This is a genomic window from Pedobacter sp. L105, from assembly GCF_009765875.1.
Taxonomy (GTDB): domain Bacteria; phylum Bacteroidota; class Bacteroidia; order Sphingobacteriales; family Sphingobacteriaceae; genus Pedobacter.
Genome location: NZ_LMUP01000008.1, coordinates 249,375 through 265,491 on the forward strand (window position 1 = coordinate 249,375; position 16,117 = coordinate 265,491).

At 40.3% G+C, this 16,117-nt stretch carries 13 protein-coding genes; 4 read left to right on the forward strand and 9 right to left on the reverse strand.

Annotation, left to right across the window (positions count from 1 at the left end; translation table 11 throughout):
* Positions 1-2: 2 nt before the first annotated feature.
* Positions 3-737 carry a uroporphyrinogen-III C-methyltransferase gene (gene cobA, locus GSQ84_RS16320; protein WP_158798345.1) on the reverse strand — a complete coding sequence of 245 codons (735 nt, stop codon included), beginning with the start codon at positions 735-737 and terminating at the stop codon, positions 3-5.
* Between the two features lie 162 nt (positions 738-899).
* Between cobA and GSQ84_RS16325 the strand changes: the two genes are divergently transcribed.
* A complete protein-coding gene (locus GSQ84_RS16325) occupies positions 900-3,518 on the forward strand; it encodes a carbohydrate binding domain-containing protein (RefSeq protein WP_158798346.1) in 2,619 nt (872 codons plus the stop codon).
* A 16-nt stretch (positions 3,519-3,534) separates the two neighbouring features.
* Here the strand turns inward: GSQ84_RS16325 and GSQ84_RS16330 are convergent, their stop codons facing one another.
* From GSQ84_RS16330 to GSQ84_RS16340, 3 genes are all read right to left on the reverse strand, one after another.
* Positions 3,535-4,617 (reverse strand): alpha/beta fold hydrolase, encoded by a 1,083-nt coding sequence (locus GSQ84_RS16330; protein WP_158798347.1) that lies wholly within the window; start codon positions 4,615-4,617, stop codon positions 3,535-3,537.
* A 57-nt stretch (positions 4,618-4,674) separates the two neighbouring features.
* On the reverse strand, positions 4,675-5,181 hold the full coding sequence (locus tag GSQ84_RS16335; protein WP_158798348.1) for a lipocalin family protein: 507 nt from the start codon (positions 5,179-5,181) through the stop codon (positions 4,675-4,677).
* A gap of 117 nt (positions 5,182-5,298) precedes the next feature.
* Complete coding sequence (locus tag GSQ84_RS16340) at positions 5,299-6,297, reverse strand: zinc-binding dehydrogenase (RefSeq protein WP_216848944.1); 999 nt, start codon at positions 6,295-6,297, stop codon at positions 5,299-5,301.
* Positions 6,298-6,407: 110 nt separating this feature from the next.
* Here GSQ84_RS16340 and GSQ84_RS16345 point away from each other — a divergent pair, with 110 nt between their 5' ends.
* Complete coding sequence (locus GSQ84_RS16345; protein WP_158798350.1) at positions 6,408-6,764, forward strand: helix-turn-helix domain-containing protein; 357 nt, start codon at positions 6,408-6,410, stop codon at positions 6,762-6,764.
* Positions 6,765-6,770: 6 nt separating this feature from the next.
* Here the strand turns inward: GSQ84_RS16345 and GSQ84_RS16350 are convergent, their stop codons facing one another.
* Entirely contained in the window at positions 6,771-9,233 is a 2,463-nt protein-coding gene (locus GSQ84_RS16350) for a TonB-dependent receptor (RefSeq protein ID WP_158798351.1), read from the reverse strand.
* 232 nt (positions 9,234-9,465) lie between these two features.
* Between GSQ84_RS16350 and GSQ84_RS16355 the strand changes: the two genes are divergently transcribed.
* Complete coding sequence (locus tag GSQ84_RS16355) at positions 9,466-10,164, forward strand: SGNH/GDSL hydrolase family protein (protein WP_158798352.1); 699 nt, start codon at positions 9,466-9,468, stop codon at positions 10,162-10,164.
* Here the strand turns inward: GSQ84_RS16355 and GSQ84_RS16360 are convergent.
* From GSQ84_RS16360 to GSQ84_RS16375, 4 genes are read right to left on the reverse strand one after another with little or no spacing between them, the layout of a single operon-like run.
* A complete protein-coding gene (locus tag GSQ84_RS16360; RefSeq protein ID WP_158798353.1) occupies positions 10,161-11,690 on the reverse strand; it encodes an FAD/NAD(P)-binding protein in 1,530 nt (509 codons plus the stop codon). The genes GSQ84_RS16355 and GSQ84_RS16360 overlap by 4 nt on opposite strands.
* Positions 11,691-12,779 (reverse strand): DegT/DnrJ/EryC1/StrS aminotransferase family protein, encoded by a 1,089-nt coding sequence (locus GSQ84_RS16365; protein WP_158798354.1) that lies wholly within the window; start codon positions 12,777-12,779, stop codon positions 11,691-11,693. It abuts the gene before it with no gap.
* Between the two features lie 5 nt (positions 12,780-12,784).
* Positions 12,785-13,150: an FdtA/QdtA family cupin domain-containing protein gene (locus tag GSQ84_RS16370; RefSeq protein ID WP_158798355.1), complete on the reverse strand. Its 366-nt coding sequence runs from the start codon at positions 13,148-13,150 to the stop codon at positions 12,785-12,787.
* 2 nt (positions 13,151-13,152) lie between these two features.
* On the reverse strand, positions 13,153-14,007 hold the full coding sequence (locus GSQ84_RS16375; protein WP_158798356.1) for a beta-1,6-N-acetylglucosaminyltransferase: 855 nt from the start codon (positions 14,005-14,007) through the stop codon (positions 13,153-13,155).
* A gap of 659 nt (positions 14,008-14,666) precedes the next feature.
* Here GSQ84_RS16375 and GSQ84_RS16380 point away from each other — a divergent pair.
* Positions 14,667-15,962 carry an esterase-like activity of phytase family protein gene (locus tag GSQ84_RS16380; RefSeq protein ID WP_158798357.1) on the forward strand — a complete coding sequence of 432 codons (1,296 nt, stop codon included), beginning with the start codon at positions 14,667-14,669 and terminating at the stop codon, positions 15,960-15,962.
* Positions 15,963-16,117 lie beyond the last annotated feature (155 nt).

The window sequence follows — 16,117 nt, forward strand, 5'->3', positions numbered from 1 at the left end:
GGTTAATCTTTGTTTGATAAATTTACTACTGCTCCAATAATGATAATAGCCGGATAAGTTAACTGTGCGGAAGCTGCCATTTCGGGAAGATCCTGCACCAATCCTTTAACAGATTTTTGTATGGGTAAGGAAGCGTGCTGGATAATGGATGCGGGTGTAAGCCCTTTATCCGCTTCCCTATAAGTATTCGCAATTGCTTCCAATTGTTTCATCCCCATATAGATCACTACGGTGGCATTACTTTGCATCGCTAAACGCAGGTCTGCCGAAAGCGTTCCATCCTTTTTTGTTCCTGTAACTACCCATATGCTTTCACTGATATTCCTGTGGGTTAGTGGAATATCGTCAAAACCGGAAGCCTGCATACTGGAAATACCCGGTACAAAATGTGTTTTAATACCTTGCTCCCTGGCGTATAAAATCTCTTCAAATCCTCTTCCAAAAATAAAGGGGTCTCCTCCTTTTAACCTCACCACCTTGCCTTTGGTAAAGGCATAATGTTTAATCATTTCATGGATCGTTTCCTGCGGCGTATAGGCACCATAAGGCTGCTTGCCCACGTATATTTTTTCACAGTCTTCCCTGGCAATGTCAAGTAATTCTTTATTAGCCAGGTTATCATATAGAATAACATTCGCCTGCTGCAAAATCTTATACCCTTTAATTGTCATTAACTCTATATCTCCGGGCCCTGCGCCAACTACAAACAATTCAGGGATCTCGTTATTCTCTATCATTCAATATTTAAAAAATCGACTAAAATTAATGTTTATATTGGTCTTACCTCATTTTTAATCTGCATTGACGTAAACATTACACCCTGCAATTGAGTAACAAATTTGTATTTCCTACCATTATAAGCTCCTTTTAAGCTATTTTCAGCGTATTAAAATACACTAATGAAGAAAATTATTCCGTGCTTAATTTTTCTGTTTTTTACAGCAATCCTACATGCACAAACTAAACCTTCTGTTTCCAATTTCAAAATTTTTAGCCGGTACAACTATTACCTGCCCAAAGATGAAGGGGCTGTAATCGCCGTGTTACCAGACAGTATCCAACCTGTCGACTGCCAGTTTACCCTTACCTACGAAGGAAAACAGCTAAAAGCTGCCTTTGAACACAATAGTCATCAGATTAAAGCTGTTCTGAATATTCAGGCCATGCCTTTTGGCACCCTTCCTTTAACTTACCGTTTGTTACATGGGAAACAGTTATTAGCCAGCGGCACAGTTAACCTGATCAAAAGGGAATACCGCTCAAATGCCACACAAATTGATTTGCTTACAGGCGGTCTGATTGCAGACGGACTTCCTTTTCTGCCTTTTGGTTTTTACTGCGGTCCGGTTGGCGACCTCCCGGAAAGAGAAGTAGTCCACGGATTTAACATGGTAGGCCCTTACCAGGATAATCTGCCATCAAGTTACGCCTCCCGGAAGAAGTATATGGACCGCTGTGCACAATTGGGTGTAAAAGTGCAATACGGAGTTAATTCGCTGGTTGGCAGCGGCCACAACGGAGAAAAGGGATTGGACAAATCAGACCAGGAAAAACTGGCCTTACTGAAACAGGAAGTTCTGGCCTTCCGGGATCATCCCGCCTTATTATCATGGTATATTAATGATGAACCGGATGGGCAGGGCCGCCCGCCAAAAGTGCTGGAAGAAGCTTATCAGCTGATCCATGAACTGGATCCGTACCACCCTGTGTCTATCGTTTTCATGATGCCTTCAAAGGCTGCCGACTTCAGGAATACCATGGATATTGCCATGACAGATCCTTATCCTATTCCAGGACCAGCAGATAAGATCATGGAAGATTTGAAACAATACAATGAAGCCTATCGGTATGAAAAATCTGTCTGGCTGGTACCACAAGCTTTTGGAGGTCAGGAAATGTGGCCCCGCGAACCTACAGGACAGGAAATGAGATTGATGACCTATATGGGATTGATAAGTGGTGTAAAGGGTATTCAGTATTATGTTCATGCTGCCGGAAACCTAAATCCACAATCGGTATCCGCGTGGTCGGCCTGCAGTGACGTTGCTGTAGAAACTGCACAGATGACTTCCTTTTTATTGTCAGGAGATGAAGCCCCGGCAATAAAAACCAACGACCCGAAGATCCTTACCCGTACCTTTCTTTACAAAGGTAACCTGCTGATCATAGCGGTGAACAACGAAAATAAACCAAAACTATTTACACTGGATGTAGCTGTAAAAGATAGCAGCCTAAACCATCAGGCTGAGTTGTGGTTTGAGAACCGTACTGTACCATTTGAAAAAGGCCATATCAACGATATCATTGATGCTTATGGTACACGGGTATACCTGGTTCGCAGTTCTATAACAAACGCCTTACTACCGGAAAATAACCTGACGCTTAACCCCAGCTTTGAAAAGATTGTTAGTCCGGGATTGGCTATCGGGGCTAATGTAACGGTTACCAGTGAACAGAAATCAGATCCGGGAGCCACTTTTTTTACTGATCCCACACAACATAAAGAAGGACTATTTAGCCTTCGGCTGATTACACCGACAGACAGCGGAGGCAAAAAAATAAGGTTATTGCCCCTGGTAATGAGCAAAGGCAACAGTTATACCGTATCGGTATGGGCCAAAGCGAAAGAGCAGGATAAACTTCCTTCTTTCCGTCTGGCTATGGATGCCATGCAGCAGGATCATACCTTTCCACTGACCAGGGAGTGGAAAAAATATACTTTCACTTACCGTGCAGGCACTTCATCTACCACTTCTATCCTAAGCCTTGAATTATTGCAGCATGGAACAGCCTGGTTCGACTTGCTGGAAGTTTCTCCAGATCCGGTAATCACTTATCATATCAATCCAGACTATACCGCGGCTGTTTCTTTATCGAGCAGTACCAGTACTGCCGTATTGAGATATGCACTGGACAAAGAGCCAGACCAGCAATCCTCCGTTTATAAACAGCCTATTCAGGTAAAGGAAGCCAGCACCTTCTATGCGGCTTTATTTGAAGGAAATAAGGTAATTGCTGCTTCAAAAAGTTTTATACCTGTGAATAAGGCATTGGGGAAACCAGTAAGCTTTACCAGCACTTATAATACGCAGTATGCCGCATCTGGAGCGGGCAGTCTCACTGACGGTGTAATGGGAACCACAGCTTTCAAAGATGGAAAATGGCTGGGCTTCCTGGCCAAAGACCTCGAAGTAGTATTGGATATGTTAGCTCCATCTTCATTATCTTCCGTTTCAGCCAGCTTCCTCTGCGATCCGAACAGTGGCATTTTCTTACCGGAAGAAATGGAAGTTTATACTTCCCCTGATGGGATTACTTATTCTTTGGCAGGTAATTTAAAAAATCAGAAAGGATCTGTTAGAGGAGAACCTTATCTGCAGCAATTTAGTGTTCCGCTGCAAAAGAACCCTGTGCGTTACATTAAGGTCACCGCGAAGAATATTGGACTTATTCCCGACGGATATTTATTCAAGGGAAGCAGCACCTGGATGTTTGCCGATGAAATTTTAGTTCAATAGTAAGGTAGAACTAAAACTATTGCCCGGAAACGGAAAGCAATTCCTTTAGATAATTATCCCAGATTGCAGGCAGAGAATTAGTGCCATGCCCTCGTGTCTGATCAGTTATTGGCAGTAAGATGTACCTGCCTTTCGCTACTTTTTTAATCTCACGTTCCATGATACCCAACTCTGGTGGATTGATCTGGTCATCGGCAGAGTTAATGGCAAACAGCGGAGCCTTTATTTGATCAAGATAAGGTGATGGGTCATAATTCCTGGAGGCATCCAACTGATAGATCAGATCATTGGCATCCATTTTAGTATAACCCTTTTGCATTTCATACGCCATCATATCCGACTGCTGACGGCTTGGCGATTCCTTTTGCAGTTGCAGCGGACTGCTACCCATAAAAAACAAGGAAGAGCCCGCTCCCATTAAGCCCTGTGCCGGAGGCGAGGTATAATCACCACCTTTCCACTCAGGATCGGCCTCGATCAGATTAATGGCCATTTTGCGCATCATACGGTTTCTTCCGGCAATAGGCACCGGCAGACTTGCCAAAGGCAGCAAAGCATCCGAGAACCCGGGATACAAATAGCCAAACATCCAGGTCTGCATACCTCCCATGGAAGTGCCCATCGTTAAGCGCAGGTGATTAACCCCTAAATGCTCAGTAAGCAAACGGTAATAAACGGCCACCATATCATCATAAGTATATTTCGGAAACTTCATGTGCAGGCCATCACTTGGCTTACTTGATTTCCCATGGCCTATCCCATCAGGCAGGATAATATAATATTTAGCAGTATCCAGCAACTGTCCTGATCCGAAGAGTATCCCTGCAAATTGCTGAGTTAAAAAGCCCCTGTTGCTGCTGCCTGTACCATGCATAATCAGCACTGCATTGGTTACCTTTCCACTTTTATCTTTGATGGGTTTGCCCAAAGTAGTGTAGTGGATCTTTAACAAAGGCAGTGCTGTTTCATGACTTTGAAAGGGAAAATTATGAATTGTAAAATAACCGTCAACGGCATTGGAGTAATCATGATTAGCCTGTGCAAATGCAGTTAAACCTGCAAAAAGTATGATGAATATTAGGCATATCTTATGGCGCATAATCAAATATACAAAAACGAAGATGTCCTTAAAGTAACGATAAGGATAGATCAGGTTTTATTGAACATGCTGCTGTGAAGTGAGTTTAGCAACATCATAACCTTTTTTACGGCACCTCTCTACAATTTCTTCATATGTTTTTTTAGGCATCTGAGTATTTCTGCTCATGATAAACAAAAACTTATGGTCGGGGTGACCTACCACAACATAAGAATAATCGTCGGCCAGTTCGATCACCCAATAATCTACCTTAATTGGCCAGATGAATTGTGCTTTCATCATCGCACTTTCCTGTTTGTCATTAGGAAAGATCTTCGACGCAACGGTATGCACTTTTTCATCACCCGGTTTCTTATAAGAAGTTAATACATCATAATACCCTTCCTTGTTAAGCGTATACCTTGTTGTGGTTTCCCTGCTGCCTTTATCAAATAAAGTTGGAATAGAATATAAAGAATACCAGGTTCCAGAGAATTTTTTGAGGTCAACTTTAGCTACAGGGATGTTTTTGTCGGCCATAAAAAAGGCCGACATTACCACAAGGAAGGTGCATAATAACTTCATAACCGCGTTTTTAGATCTTTAAAACGTTAAACTGATGTTTACTTACGGCATTTGAAGGAAAAGGGTTTTTACAGCGTTTTTTTCTCTTTTTAGGAATACATATCGGAAGCCATAAGCCTATTCAAAATGGCTCAGGATTGCCTTTTCACCATTCTCAGGCGAATATAACAGCGCCTCATTAATTTCCTCCAATTTAAATTTCTTCCCTATTTTGGTTTTAAAATGTGGCAGATGTATCAGCTCCCCAATAGCTGCCAGTGCAGCTGCTAAATTTTGCGGATTTTGTACCGTTTCAGTTCTAAAATTACCAAAAGGTTTTATAGTAATGCCTTTAGACGTTAATGTACGCGTATGAACAGTTAAAGGGATAGCATCACCAAGATAACCATAGGAGTAGATCGTCGAATTATTTGGTATTACCTCAATTATTTTATTCAACACCTCTCCCCCTACTCCATCAAAAACAGCAGTTGTTTCCGCTTTCTGTGACATTTCCTTCAAGTGCTGTGCAAAGTCATAATCATCCTGAACGGCAATATTTTTGGCGCCCAGCGCTTCCAGTTCTTTTCTACCCTTTTCATTTCTGACAATAGAGACCAGTGGAAAATCATATGCCTGACAAATACCCACCATAGCAATTCCTGTTGCTGAAGTACCGGCAGTACTGATTATACCTCTGTGTCCTTCCTTCGTAATTTGTTTTTGAAATGCATAGGGCGTAATCATATTTACTACTGAGCCGGAATATTCCTTAGGGTTGACATCATCAGGCAGGATTACACAATCCAAAAAGTGCATATGGGAATATTCACACCATGTCCCTATCATGCTTTCACTAAATTTTAAGGAGCGGTACATGGTCACATTCTTCCCTCTGTAAGCTTCAGGAACCCCTGCGCCAATCTCAAGCACCTTTCCTACACCCGAGACACCATAAACATGATAAAGACTGACCACTGATCCCGGAGGAAGTGCACGGTTTATAAAAGCTTTATCTCCCGGATTTATTGCAGAGGAAATCATTTTAATCAACAAATGTCCAGGTTCGGCTTTTTCAGGTTTATTAACATCTTGCAGCTTAACACCCTCGTTGGGTATCAAACAAATTGCTCTCATTAGGTCGCTCATATTTTTTCTTATTTATTTTCAAATGTAGATCCAGCACTATACTTTTACAAGTAGTACACGAAAACTGTATTAGTCAAAAAAACTATAGTAACCTGAATATGAATGAGAATAAATTTGATAAAAGACAAAAAATTTTATGTCCGATTGAATATGCAGTAAGTTTATTGAGCGGAAAATATAAATTACGCCTACTCCATGCACTTATAAAAGAAAGCCCGAAGCGGTTTAAAGTTTTAGAAAGGGAAATCGCCGGCATTTCACCTACCATGCTCACCTCACAACTCCGTGAACTGGAAGCAGACGGTTTAATTAGCAGGGCAATTTTTGCTACAGTACCACCAACTGTAGAATATAGCTTAACAGCATTCGGACAAACTACACTGCCTATGATGCAGAGTATTAAAGAATGGGGATTGCTGTATAAGGGACGTAACAATCCTGCTGAAGTTTCTTAATTTAATCTATTTGTCTGTTGGCTGTTGAGGTATAGCATTTTCATCCTCCGGTTTTTTCTTAAATTCCAGCTTGCCAAATTTATAGCTCAGGGTAATCCCGAATGAACGGAGAGGGATCTGCCTTAAATTTGTCTGGTTAAAGTTCGACCCAAAAGTGGTTCCTTTCTGACTAACATATTGGCTAAAAGGATTTGCCGCTGTAAGCCCGATACTGGCATTCTTTTTCAGAAACTGTTTCCTTACGGCGAAGTTATAGAAGTAAAAAGACGGGCGGGTGCTCTGAATATTCTTTTGTGAAGAATTGTAATTGCCAAACACCTCTGCCGTTAAATCGTGGGCGAACTGGTAACTGACATTTGAATTGACACGGTAAGAAAATCCGCTAACTGTGGCTAATCCAGGTGTACTATTCGTTCTTTCCCCTATCTGTATATTAGAACGAAGGTTTAGTTTTTTAGTTAACGGTACGGATCCAAAAATATTTGCACCAACCCCTGTTTGTGAACCGATATTAAACCTTTGCGTTAAAGCCACACTGGTATAATTAGTTCCATTTACATTAAGCACATCGTAGTAAGTAGTTAATGACTGTATATCTTCCGTATTGTGACGGTAAAAACCTGCGAAATAAATATTTGCCCCGCTTTTAAAGGTTTTACTATAACCCAATTCATAATTATGTCCTATCTCAGGTTTCAGCAAAGGATTACCTGTACTGATATTGTGCGGATCGCTGATATTGTAAAAAGGGTTAAGATCGCCATAATCAGGTCTTTCAATACGGTAGCTATAGGCAAATTTAATGGACTGACTATCATCCAGCTTATGCTGTACCGTAAAAGATGGGGCAAAGGTATTATATCCGGGAATTCCCGCTCCTGCGAAATCGGCAGTGGTGCTGGTTCGTTCATAACGCAGGCCAGCCTTACCTTCCAGAAAGTCGTTAAACAGCAAAAAGGAAGTGGAAAGATAAGCCGCGTAAACATCTCGCTTGTATTTAAAACCATAGGTCTGGCCATCATTTGGCCCGTATGTGCCATCATTGAGCAGGGAATCCGTAACCACATTATTATTTAGGTTTTCAAGCACTAACTTACCGCCGGCTTCTATCGTAAAACCTTTGCTTATAGGCTGCGTGTAATCCACCGATATATCCGTTTCATGATCTTTACCGGGATTATTACTTTGCAGGCCGGATGAGGGATAATCCCCGTTCAGGTAATCAGATTGCTGTGATGCATTCACCGTATTTTTCCCATAACTGGAGGAATATAGAAAATCCAGCTCCTGCCCTTCCTTTTTAAAGGTCTTTTTGTAACCAAGGCTCATATCTGTGGTATTGGAGTTAAACCTGCTGGCAGAATTTCTGATACTCATTATATCAGATAAGGTATTACCCGTTGATAATAGCGATTGCTGATCCTGTGTCGTCACTGCCGCACCCCGGTTACCAAAATGATTAAAGCCTGCCGTAGCTGTCAGTTCGTCTTTCGGAGTAATGCTCCAGTTAAAATTGATCCCCGACTGGTAACTGCTTCTTTTTATCGGGCTGCTGCCCTGCTGGTAGAGACGGTTGATGGTATCTCGGCTGTTATTGTAAGAAAGCCGGTTGCTTGTATTTTTAGTCGTTGTATTTAATTGTTCATTTCCACTAAAAAAAACGCCGAAACCAACGTTGCCTTTACGGGCATTTAAATTAACAGAGCTATTTTCCAAACGTGTACCGGCAGAGAGGTTTACACTGCCATTAATTCCCTGAACCTTATTATCTTTTAATACGATATTGATAATACCGCCTGTACCTGTTGCATCATATTTTGCCCCCGGACTGGTAATTACTTCAATGCTTTTGATCTGACTGGCCGGAATAGACTGTAAGGCATCCGCCAGGCTGGCACCAAATATACTGGAAGGTTTTCCATTGATCAGGAAGCGCACGTTGGCATTTCCCTGCAATTCTACGTTACCATCTATATCTACACTCACCATAGGCACTTTTTTCAACACATCTAACGCAACACCTCCCTGTGCAGTGAGATCATTGGCCGTGTTATAAACCATTTTATCAATTTTATTTTCTACGATAGGCGCACTTCCGGTGATGGTAACTCCTTTTAGCTGGTTTTCAACAGTTACCATCATTAAATTCCCTAAAGCTATATTTAGTGCCGTATTGGAAATGGTGATATTGTTAACAGTTATAGGTCTGTATCCAAAATAATTTACCACTAAGCGGTATTGTCCGGCGGGCAGGTTACTCAATGCAAAATTCCCATTAGGATCGGTACTCATGCCATCAAAGGGAGTGGTTGCTCCAGCTTTAAACAAGCTGACAGTAGCAAAATCAACTGCTGTTTTTGAAACGGAATCAATCACCTTACCGGTAATTTTACCTTTACCAGGGGCAGTTTGTGCAAATGAACTGACGAAATAAAAAAGAAGGGTAATAGCAATTAAAATACGGCGCATAAAAGAGTTAACAGATTGATGACCCGCAAAATCGACATTAAATCTGTATTAATTTTGAAGCATAGCTATATTGATGTGCGTTAAATACAAATCATGAAGCAGTTTGGTCCTGTTTAATCAATTCATTTGTATTTTTTTTGTTATATAAAGCTATCTTTTGATTTTAATGAGTCACTTTAATTACCAGGTTCTACATGAACAGCAGAATTAAACAGGTCAGTTATCAAAAAATATGAAAAGAAACCTACTAACAGCAGGAATATTGCTATTCGCCCTAGGTGCCAGTGCGCAGAAGGCCGACCAATTGCATGTGGACTGGGCAAACATCAAAAGATATGAACAGGCAAACAGCGAAGTAAAACCATCGGCAGGCGGTAAAAAGAGTGTGGTCTATATGGGCGATTCTATTACTGATTTCTGGATTACCACCGATTCTGCTTTTTTTGCCGGAAAACCTTATTTTGATCGTGGAATCAGCGGACAGACCACAGGACAAATGCTGGTACGTTTCCGTGAGGATGTAATTAATCTACATCCGGCAGTTGTGGTTATTTTAGCCGGTATAAATGACATTGCAGAAAATAATGGTCCTTCGAAACCGGAAGATGTTTTTGGTAATCTGGTATCTATGGCCGAATTGGCAAAAGCAAACCATATTAAAGTGGTTCTTTCTTCTGTATTGCCTGCTTTTGCTTTTCCATGGCGCCCGGCTATTGATCCGGTTCCAAAAGTCAGAGAATTAAATGATCAAATAAAAGCGTACGCCGACAAAAATCACATCACATACCTTGACTACTTTACGGCCATGGCCGATGACAGAAGAGGCTTGCCTTCCACCTTATCGAAAGACGGAGTGCACCCAAATCTGGCAGGATATAAAATGATGGAACCTTTAGCTGAGCAGGCTATTGAAAAGGCTTTGAAAAATTAAGCCAAAAGACAATCGGCCAGATAAGGGGCTAAATAAAGTAATCTTGCTACATTTTCGATATGCCAGAAATGTATTCTATCATTCATGTTCCCTCCTAACAAAGGACCAATGATATACAAGTTTTTGGCTGCTTCAAATTGATCGTTGACTACAAAACCTTTACCAGACAGGTTAACCTGGCAGATATCTTTTTCAATCATATTTCGGATTAACCGCGAATCTGATTGTTCAAGATCATCAGATCCGGTACAGTTAATGACGAATTGGAATGGCAGATCATATAATTCTGGTTTTCCTGTCTCTGTGTTTATATAAGAGAGTTTTCCACCTTCAGGATACGGAACCACCGAATTAAATTCACCTGTCAGCAATTCAATCTGATGGGCTTGCAGCAACTCATCGGCAGACCGCTTATATTCCGGTCCTGATCGCCGGATTAGCCTGGTAAATTGCATTCCATGCTTAGCGAAAAATATTTTTTTGGCATCATCACCCAAACTTTGCATTAGTTCGAGTGCATAGCTAATCACGCGATCAACATGATGCGTGCTGATCTTACCCAACTGCACTGTTGTTCTCAAATCCCTTTTTGCAGCTTCAACAAGTGTTTCCAGATTGTAATCTCCTGCCTGCTTCACCTGATCTAAATTAGAACAGCTATAGTTCTCTAAGTGTGTATCGTTGATATGGTAGGGCAAATTTCCGGCGCGGGAAACAATCACTATTTTATTGACCGAACTTTTTAATTGAGGCAGGTTATTCAACAAATACACCAGTTCGATACTGCTTGCATTTGAACCAACAACTAAAATATTGATCCGCTTAGTACCAGCTGCGTGCGTTAGCAAATCTGTAGTATGGCTTATTGATGGTTCGTAAACATCGTTGATATATATATAGGTTTCATCAGGTGCAGGAACGATATTCCTTACAGGTGGTGAACCTATGGCAACGACTAATTTTTTAACAGAAATCGTTTGGTGACTGTGATCGGCAACTTCTAATAAGACAGAATAATGCTCTGGGTGCTGTTCTATCTGGATAGCTTCGCCATGTATTGACGTAATTTGAACAAGTTCTGCCATTTCGGCTTTCTCCTTCAATGACAATAGTCTTTCACGCATGTAAATTCCCCAGATATATCTCGGAAGATAAATTTTATCCCACTCTTGTTTTGCTATTTTTAATTGGTTTTCAGCAATCCAGGTTGCTGCATTTTCACCGCCCATCGATGCATAATGCGCAAGAAGATTTTCACTATTTAAGGTAAACCACGAAAAAAATAACGTTTGTTCGTTTCCGGACGGGATAAAATCACTGATTACAGTGATCGTTAATGAATTGACAGAAGATCGGTTTCCATAGGGAATACCTTTCCAAAACTCATTATGTTTATCAACAACAAGAATATGCAGTTTCTTTAAAGGATCGTTTTGATGTAATACCTTTTCTAACAACTGAGTCAATGCAGTCGTAGATGCAGCACCACTGCCAATAATGCCTATATCGACCGTTTCCCCTATCATTTAATTAAATTTATTCATAACGTCTACTATATATTCAACATCTTCAGTGGTGTGGAAATATGAGCAGGGCAGGCTTAAAGTAGTAGCATGAATTTCCTCCGAAACAGGAAAGTTCTGTCCCTCAAATATATGCTTCATTGCATTTTGTTTGTGCGGAGGAACCGGATAATGTATGGCGGTTTGTATCACATGGGCTTCCAGATAATCTTTTAATTCATCGCGGCGCGGATGACGGATATTGAATATATGATAGACATCATGATAATCTGCATGTTTTACCGGCAAAACAAAATTATCATTTAAGCTCTTCAGATAGATATCAGCCAACTTGTTTTTATGTGCAATAATTTCATTTAAATAAGGAAGCTTTACACGTAAAAATGCAGCCTGCATTTCATCTAGCCTGCAATTGTAACCAATGATTTCATTGTAATATTTTTTGTCTGAGCCATAATTCCGCAGCTGAAGTAGTTTCGATTGATGAGCTTCATCACTGAAAATTATTGCCCCGCCATCACCCAAAGCGCCCAAATTTTTTGTTGGATAAAAGCTAAAAGCGCCAAAGTCTCCAAATGTACCGGCCATCTTACCTTTAAAGGTTGCGCCATGCGCCTGGGCGGAATCTTCGATGAGGTATAAATTATGTTTATTTTTAATTGACATAATTTGATCCATGTCACAACATTTCCCATATAAATGAACCACAATGATCGCTTTTGTATCCGGCGTAATAGCAGCTTCAATTTTTGAAGGGTCAATCGTATACGTATCTATTCTGGGTTCAACAAGAACTACCTTTAAATTACAATGTAATACAGACAACACAGTTGCTATAAACGTGTTTGCAGGAACAATGACTTCGCTATCCGCTGGTAAATCAAGGGCTTTAAGAGAGAGTGTGATGGCCTCCAGTCCATTGGCAACGCCTACGCAATAGGGTATCGAATTATATGCTGCAAATTCTTTTTCAAAGGCTGCAACTTCTTCTCCCAATATATAATGTCCCTTTTCAATTACTTTATTAAATTGGGTGCTAAACTGAGCTGTGAAAGGGGCATTTAACTGTTTAAGATCTTCGTATGCTATCATTCGTTTCAATCGTAAGGCTCGTAAATATAATCGGTTTTGTCATAATGGGTTGAGGCCAGGGACAATAATACAGACCCCGGTGAAAAATTATAGAACTTATGCCATTCCCCAACTTCAATGATCAAACATTTATGTGGACTATCCAACAGGATCTCCTGTTTATTGGTGCCGTCATCAACAGTAGCGATGAAACTTCCACTTAAGCAGATGATAGCTTCTACCAGCACCAGATGGCGGTGTCCGCCGCGATCTAATTGATTAACATTCGTAATGTAATACGATCTTTTAATTTCAAAGGGTAAAACATGGTCGATCACTGTCAGGCTCCCCCTTAAATCGTCATAATGTTCCAGGTCTATAATATAAGCCATAATTAGTCTTGATTTTTTTTACACCATTCATCGATCTTATCTAAAATATCACTATCAATGTCGATATTGAACTTACGGCCAAAAAAAGCATCAGATGCAATGATCTTTTCAAAATCTTCCGATTTCAAAAACTTTGGCCTTGCCCCGCCGGCAGACCAGTCGACATATCTATAATTATTATTTACAATGACATCTTTATAAGGTGAATTCATGAGTACGGTTTGAAAAATAAATTCGTCACTTCCCCAGGTATATTTAAGAAAACTTTTTAAAGCGCTATTTTTCTCAACATAGTTGACCACATATAATGCACATTCAGGGCTTAACGTCCAAAAAGTTGAAACTCCGTAAAAATTCAACTTTATGGGCGGCTTTCTTTTCCCGGTAAAAAAATTCACCACTTTTTCGAGCCGATGTTTGCCTACGAGATGCAAATTTGTAAAGTGGTACTTCTCTATTCTGGCTTTAGCTTCTTCCCAGTCTGTGTCAAAATTTTTATACTCAATAAATTGTTTTCCGATGTTTGCTGATAAAAAGTTTTGTATGTAAGCTGCAGATTTAATGGGATAATCCTGTCCGGTTATCAAATTGATATAATCATAAGTGATATTAGACGCTATAATTTGCTTAATACCGTTAAAAGCTGCCTGAACCGTACTATAAGCAGCCCATTGAACATCTACACGATCGGTAATAAAGTATACATTAGGTATGTTAAAAAGATCTTTATGGGTAGCAATATCAACTTTCTTGTCTAAGTGAATATAAAAATCGAACTGCCCATTGTTGAGCATCTCAATCATCCGTCTGGTTTGTGCAGCCGAAGTGTAGGTAACAATAAGACACGCTATTTTCATAAAATCTCAATCATCATTCACGATTCTCCAAATCTAATCGATATTATGAGAAATCAAATATATTCCTTGATATATTACTATCATTTAATGATACTCGAATATTTGGAAAATATGTTATCTGAAACATTTAAACAGCTTTTTACCTCACAAAATCCCCGTTTGATCAGCGGTAACATGTGGTGATATCGGCAGGGAAATGCATATATGATGGTATGCAATATAACGTTTAAAGGCTGCAATTTAGATTTGCAGCCTTTAAATATTATTCTACAGCATATAATCTCTAAGGGAAATTAATTTTAGTCGTAATCAATTACTTATCAATACCTTTTAAGATACGAGCTATCTCGTCCGGCTTTGAGACAAAGGCAAACGACCTGTGTTAATTTGCTACACATAACTAATTTCAGCCGCTTTTATCATACGCTTTTGCAGGTCATTTCCTATTCCACCTTCTAAAAGTTGATTTTCTCTTATTCATTTTAAAGTTTAATGATGACTGACCGATTGCTTCCGTTTATCGGAAATCCTAAAATAGAGGTCAAAAGCTGTACATCACATTATAGTGCTATAAACATCTCCATATAGTATTTATAAATTAACAATGCGTTAACAATACGCCTGTTTATTTGCAGATATTTTATTATTAAAACTTTCTTATGAAAAAACTACTACTCATTTCTCTAATCTCAGCAACCGCTGTAATCTCCGGCTGTAAAAAAAATAACGATAATACACTGCCCGCCCTCGCTTATCCCAACGTTGCGGATGCAGCGGATCCGGCAGTGCTAACCACGCTTCCCAGTGGCGTAAAGGTTTACAATGGTGGTTTTGGTTCAGCAATAGCGGCAGACCCTAATGATCCTAATGTTTTTTACCTCATGACAGACCGTGGCCCCAATGTAGCCGGCCAGATCACCAATTCAATTATTATCGGAATTCCAAATTTCACCCCCGAGATCGGGAAGTTCCGGTTAACGAATGGCAAACTGGTATTAGAGTCTACCATTCAATTCAAAAATGCAGACGGCGGGTTATTAAATGGCTTACCTAACCCTATCGGTCAAGGTAATACCGGCGAGATTCCTTATGATCTGAATGGAAATTTGCTGGCCACCAGTGCTGATGGTGTAGATTCTGAAGGGATGGTACGTATGGCCGATGGTTCTTTCTGGGTTAGCGATGAATACGGTCCGCATATTATACATTTTGATGCAACCGGCAAAACCATCGAGCGCATTAATCCTTTTGGAACAGGTACAGGTGGCCGTAAAATACCTTTGGTATTTGCTACCCGAAAACCAAACCGGGGTATGGAAGGCCTGGCAATCACACCGGACGGAAAAACATTGGTAGGCATGATGCAGTCACCAATGCTTAATCCGACCAAAGCAGATGGCGCTACTTCCCTGGTATTGCGTATCCTTACTTTTGATATTGCTTCAGGCGCTACCAAACAATATGCTTACCTGATGGATAATGTAACGCTAACAGGTGTAAGCGAGATTGTTGCTGTTAATGCTACGACATTTTTAACTGTTGAACGTGATGCTGGCTTTGCAGGTTCAACAACTGCTCCTGCAGCATTTAAAAAGATCTTTAAAATAGATATAAGCAACGCTACAGATATCTCTGACCCGGCAAACGGTGCAAATGGTAAATTGTATGGTGGTAAAACTGTGGAACAACTGACCAACCTTACAGGACTACAGGCTGCGGGTATAACACCAGTCACCAAAACCCAGGTTTTAGATCTGTTAAAAGATTTGCCAACGCCTTATCCGCATGATAAATGCGAAGGATTAGCTTTGCTGCCAGGTAATATACTGGCTATTTCAAACGATGATGATTTCGGCGTTTTAGATAATGGTGCTAACGGTTTTGCAGCCAAAATATTACCAGCAACGGGTTTAGTCGACCACAACAGTATTTATTTTGTTAAAATAAAATTGTAGTACGATTACTTAGCCTATAAAAGGCGATTACATGGCATTACAAAAAGGATAAAGCTGTTTTCAACACCTTTATCCTTTTTTTACTCCCTAGTGGACCTATATCAACTCGATTTTTCGAAGATTAACTCGTTTGGCTAGTTAAAGACAGGGTTCCG

Bases quoted from the DNA above. Each gene is read 5' to 3' on its own strand.
- GSQ84_RS16360 (WP_158798353.1), bottom strand. From the start codon at position 11,690: ATGATAGGGGAAACGGTCGATATAGGCATTATTGGCAGTGGTGCTGCA.
- GSQ84_RS16335 (WP_158798348.1), bottom strand. From the start codon at position 5,181: ATGAAGTTATTATGCACCTTCCTTGTGGTAATGTCGGCCTTTTTTATG.
- GSQ84_RS16325 (WP_158798346.1), top strand. From the start codon at position 900: ATGAAGAAAATTATTCCGTGCTTAATTTTTCTGTTTTTTACAGCAATC.
- GSQ84_RS16345 (WP_158798350.1), top strand. From the start codon at position 6,408: ATGAATGAGAATAAATTTGATAAAAGACAAAAAATTTTATGTCCGATT.
- cobA (WP_158798345.1), bottom strand. From the start codon at position 737: ATGATAGAGAATAACGAGATCCCTGAATTGTTTGTAGTTGGCGCAGGG.
- GSQ84_RS16370 (WP_158798355.1), bottom strand. From the start codon at position 13,150: ATGGCTTATATTATAGACCTGGAACATTATGACGATTTAAGGGGGAGC.
- GSQ84_RS16350 (WP_158798351.1), bottom strand. From the start codon at position 9,233: ATGCGCCGTATTTTAATTGCTATTACCCTTCTTTTTTATTTCGTCAGT.
- GSQ84_RS16380 (WP_158798357.1), top strand. From the start codon at position 14,667: ATGAAAAAACTACTACTCATTTCTCTAATCTCAGCAACCGCTGTAATC.
- GSQ84_RS16375 (WP_158798356.1), bottom strand. From the start codon at position 14,007: ATGAAAATAGCGTGTCTTATTGTTACCTACACTTCGGCTGCACAAACC.
- GSQ84_RS16355 (WP_158798352.1), top strand. From the start codon at position 9,466: ATGAAAAGAAACCTACTAACAGCAGGAATATTGCTATTCGCCCTAGGT.
- GSQ84_RS16330 (WP_158798347.1), bottom strand. From the start codon at position 4,617: ATGCGCCATAAGATATGCCTAATATTCATCATACTTTTTGCAGGTTTA.
- GSQ84_RS16340 (WP_216848944.1), bottom strand. From the start codon at position 6,297: ATGAGAGCAATTTGTTTGATACCCAACGAGGGTGTTAAGCTGCAAGAT.
- GSQ84_RS16365 (WP_158798354.1), bottom strand. From the start codon at position 12,779: ATGATAGCATACGAAGATCTTAAACAGTTAAATGCCCCTTTCACAGCT.